This is a genomic window from Brevibacterium sp. AGC70, assembly GCF_057334195.1.
The window spans coordinates 180,101-183,731 of sequence record NZ_JBHFIH010000017.1 but is presented as its reverse complement, the minus strand read 5'-3'; the positions used below and the strand labels follow the sequence as shown (position 1 = coordinate 183,731).

The 3,631-nt window shown below is 60.7% G+C and carries 2 protein-coding genes; one reads left to right on the top strand and one right to left on the bottom strand.

Translation table 11 applies throughout. The features are described 5' to 3' along the window. Window positions 1–93: 93 nt before the first annotated feature. Complete coding sequence (locus ACE03M_RS15115) at window positions 94–1,725, bottom strand: ABC transporter substrate-binding protein (RefSeq protein ID WP_485934841.1); 1,632 nt, start codon at window positions 1,723–1,725, stop codon at window positions 94–96. A 348-nt stretch (window positions 1,726–2,073) separates the two neighbouring features. Here ACE03M_RS15115 and ACE03M_RS15110 point away from each other — a divergent pair, with 348 nt between their 5' ends. Continuing rightward, window positions 2,074–3,612, top strand: a complete 1,539-nt coding sequence (locus ACE03M_RS15110; RefSeq protein WP_143920915.1) for an alanine/glycine:cation symporter family protein — start codon at window positions 2,074–2,076, stop codon at window positions 3,610–3,612. Window positions 3,613–3,631: the final 19 nt, after the last annotated feature.

Below are 3,631 nucleotides of genomic sequence, written 5' to 3'. Positions count from 1 at the left end.
CACCTGCACCTCGTATCGACGATCAGTTCGTTGATCGTCGGAGCATCGCCGCGCGCGCTCTCACGCCGATGGCGACGCGTGTGGTTCGCGCTCTCACTTGCTCAGCAGTGCCAAACGGAACTGGAACGCAGGGTCGAGGGTGTCATCGACGCCCTTGACGTCCTTGCCGGACACCGCGATCTGGTTGCCCTGAAGGAGCGGCAGGGTCGGCAGCTCTTCAGCGAGCTGACCCTGGATCTTCTTCAGCGCTTCCGCACGCTTGCCCTTGTCGTCGATGGAGGACTGAGCGTTCAGCGCCTTGTTCATCGACTTGTTCCTGTAGTTGTTGTCCAGGAAGCTCGGGGTCTCCTCTGTGTCATAGAAGAACGGCACGAGATAGTTGTCCGCGTCCGAGTAGTCCGGGAACCAACCCAGCTGGTACATCGGGTAGGAGTCGGCGGTGCGGTCCTTGTTGTACTGCACCCATTCGGTCGACTGGAGGTTGACCTTGAACAGCCCCGTCTTGTCCAGCTGGTCCTTGACCAAGGCGTATTCGTCGCCCGATGAGGGACCGTAGTGGTCGGGGTTGTACTGGAGGTTGAGCTTGACCGGGGTCTTGACACCGGCGTCTTTGAGGGCTTTCTTGGCTTTGTCGACGTCGGCGCCTCCCTTCCCGTCTCCGTATTCCGACTTCAGAGGCTCGTCGGCTCCCGGCAGTCCGTCGGGGACGTGGGAGTACAACGGGGTGAAGGTGTCCTTGTAGACCTGCGAGGCGATGGCCTGACGGTCGACGGAATCGGCCATGGCCTGGCGCACTGCCAGCGACTTCTTCTCATCGGCCTCATCGGTCTTCGGGCCGAAGGGCATCGTGTCCATGTTGAACACGATGTAGCGGATCTCGCCACCAGGCCCCTTGTGGACCTTGAGGTCTTCCTTGGTGCCGAGGTCTTCGATGTCGGTGGCCGACAGCGAGCGCCAGGCCACGTCGATCTTGCCCTCTTGGACCTCGAGCTTCATGTTGTTCGCGTCCGAGAAGTACTTCATCTGCACGGTCTCGGTCTTCGCGGGCTCGATGAAGCCTTCATAGTCGGGGTTGGCCTTGTAGGTCAGCAGCTCATTGAACTTGAAGCCGTCGATCGTGTACGGACCAGCGAAGGCCTTGCCATCGACGATGGCCTGGTTTTCGGTGATCTTGTCCGGCTCGAACACGTCCTCATCGACAATGGGTCCTGCGGCGCTGGCCAGCACACCCGGCCAGGTCTGGTCGTTCTTGCGCTTGAGGTTGAAGACGACGGTCTGCTCGTCCGGGGTTTCGACCGACTTCAGACCGCCGAGAAGGGACGAAGGCCCGTTCGGATCCTGAATCTTCAGCTGTCGTTCGAAGGAGAACTTCACGTCCGAGGAGGTGAGTTCGTTTCCGTTGGCGTACTTCAGCCCCTCTTTGAGTTTGACCTCGTATTTCGTCGGTTCACTGAAATCAGCTGATTCAGCGATGGAGGGGTTGAGGTCTGCCGTGCCCGGCTTGTAGGCCAAGATGAACGGGTAGACCTGCTGTTCGACGAGCGAGCTTCCGTTGTCATAGGCACCGGCCGGGTCGAGAGCGACAACCTTGTCCGTGGTGCCCACTGTGAGGGAACCACCGCCCTCTTCGCCGTCTCCACCAGTTGTCGAGGTCGAGCATGCCGAGAGTAGCAAAGCGCCGGCAGCGGCGATGGCCACTGCCTTTGCACCAGTTCGACGTTTCATTGTGTTCCTTGTCATCCAAAGTGCTCTCCGTGTCGTCTTTGCTCGGAGAGATCCGCACCACATCTTACGGTTCGCGTCCCAAATAGTGAACTTCACAGTATGATTCCGCCCACTCTGTCACCACATTGAAATGTGCCGATGGCCTCATGGAAATCGGCGTCCGGGCTGATTTTCCGGGCCGTGACCACCGGATTTGCGTCACGAGTCACAATCCGTTTGACTTATGAAGTCGATCACAGAGAAAACTCATGCCCCTTTCCGTGATCGCCCATATAAATGCCTGATCCAGCTCACTGCCGGATCCCGCCCAATGGTCAATCCCGTCTTTTGCCTCCTGATTGGAGAAGCATGTCTGCAGTCCTCGAATGGCTCAACAACATCATCTGGTCGTCTGCCCTCGTCTACCTGTGCCTCGGCGCCGGTGTCTACTTTACGATCCGTTCCCGCGCCGTCCAGATCCGACAGATCAAAGCCATCTTCACCCAGATGTTCCGTGGCAAGAGCTCCGATGAAGGCGTCTCCTCGTTCCAGGCGCTGGCGATATCGCTGGCCGGTCGAGTAGGCGTCGGCAACATCGCCGGCGTCGCCACAGCCATCGGCTTCGGCGGGCCCGGTGCCATCGTGTGGATGTGGATCTCCGCGCTGCTGGGCGCGTCGACCTCCTATGTCGAATCAACGCTTGGCCAGGTGTTCAAGGAGCAGGACCCCAAGACCGGCGAATACCGCGGTGGCCCGGCCTACTACATCGAGAAGGCCTACCGCCATACCAAGGCCAAAGGACTGTTCAAGGTCTACGGCATGGTCTTCGCAGCAGTGACGGTCATGGCCATGAGCTTCATGCTCCCCGGCATCCAGTCCAACGCGATCTCCGGTGCCGTCGAGAACGCCTGGGGCACTCCGACCTGGGTGACTGCGATCATCCTCGCCGTGATCATGGGCTTCATCGTCATCGGCGGAGTCAAGCGCATCGCGCACTTCGCCTCTTTGGCAGTGCCCTTCATGGCCGTCATCTACATCATCGCCGCGATCGCAGTGACCCTGATCAACGCCGACCAGATCATTCCGGTCTTCGAGCTCGTGTTCAAGTCCGCCTTCGGCATCGACGCCGGACCAGAAGCCGCCTTCGGCGGAATCATCGGCATGGCCGTTCAGTGGGGCGTCCAGCGCGGAATCTACTCGAACGAAGCCGGCCAGGGCACCGGACCTCACGCTGCTGCCGCCGCCGAGGTCTCACACCCGTCGAAGCAGGGCCTCGTCCAGGCAGGGTCGGTCTACATCGACACCCTGTTCGTGTGCTCCGCAACCGCGTTCATGATCCTCTCCACCGGCATGTACAAGGTCTTCGGTGACGATGGTGAGACCATCATCGGAACGGGCCGCGGCCAGATGGTCGAGTCAATCGCTGCGACTCCGGGCGAGAAGTGGCCGCAGGCCGGTCTCGATACGATGATCTCCGGCCTCGGTGCCGGCTTCATCGCGATCTCGATCTTCCTCTTCGCCCTGACGACGATCGTCGCCTACTACTACATGGCCGAGACCAACCTGGTCTACCTGCTGGGCCGACTCAAGAACCCCCTGGCACTGACCATCGGCAAGCGCGCCTTGCAGGTGCTCATCCTCATCGCCGTCGCCGTCGGCGCGATGTCGGCCTCCGGCAGCGCTTGGGCCCTGGGCGATATCGGCGTTGGCCTCATGGCCTGGCTCAACATCATCGCGATCCTCATCCTGCAGGGTCCGGCGTTCAAGCTCCTCCGGGACTTCGAACGTCAGAGGAAGCAGGGCCTGGATCCGGTCTTCGATCCCAAGGCGCTCGACATCCGGAATGCCGATTTCTGGGACAAGCGCATGGCCAAGGTGAAGTCGGGAGAAGCAGTCTCGGAGGGCTGATCACACGCCGTGGGGGGGG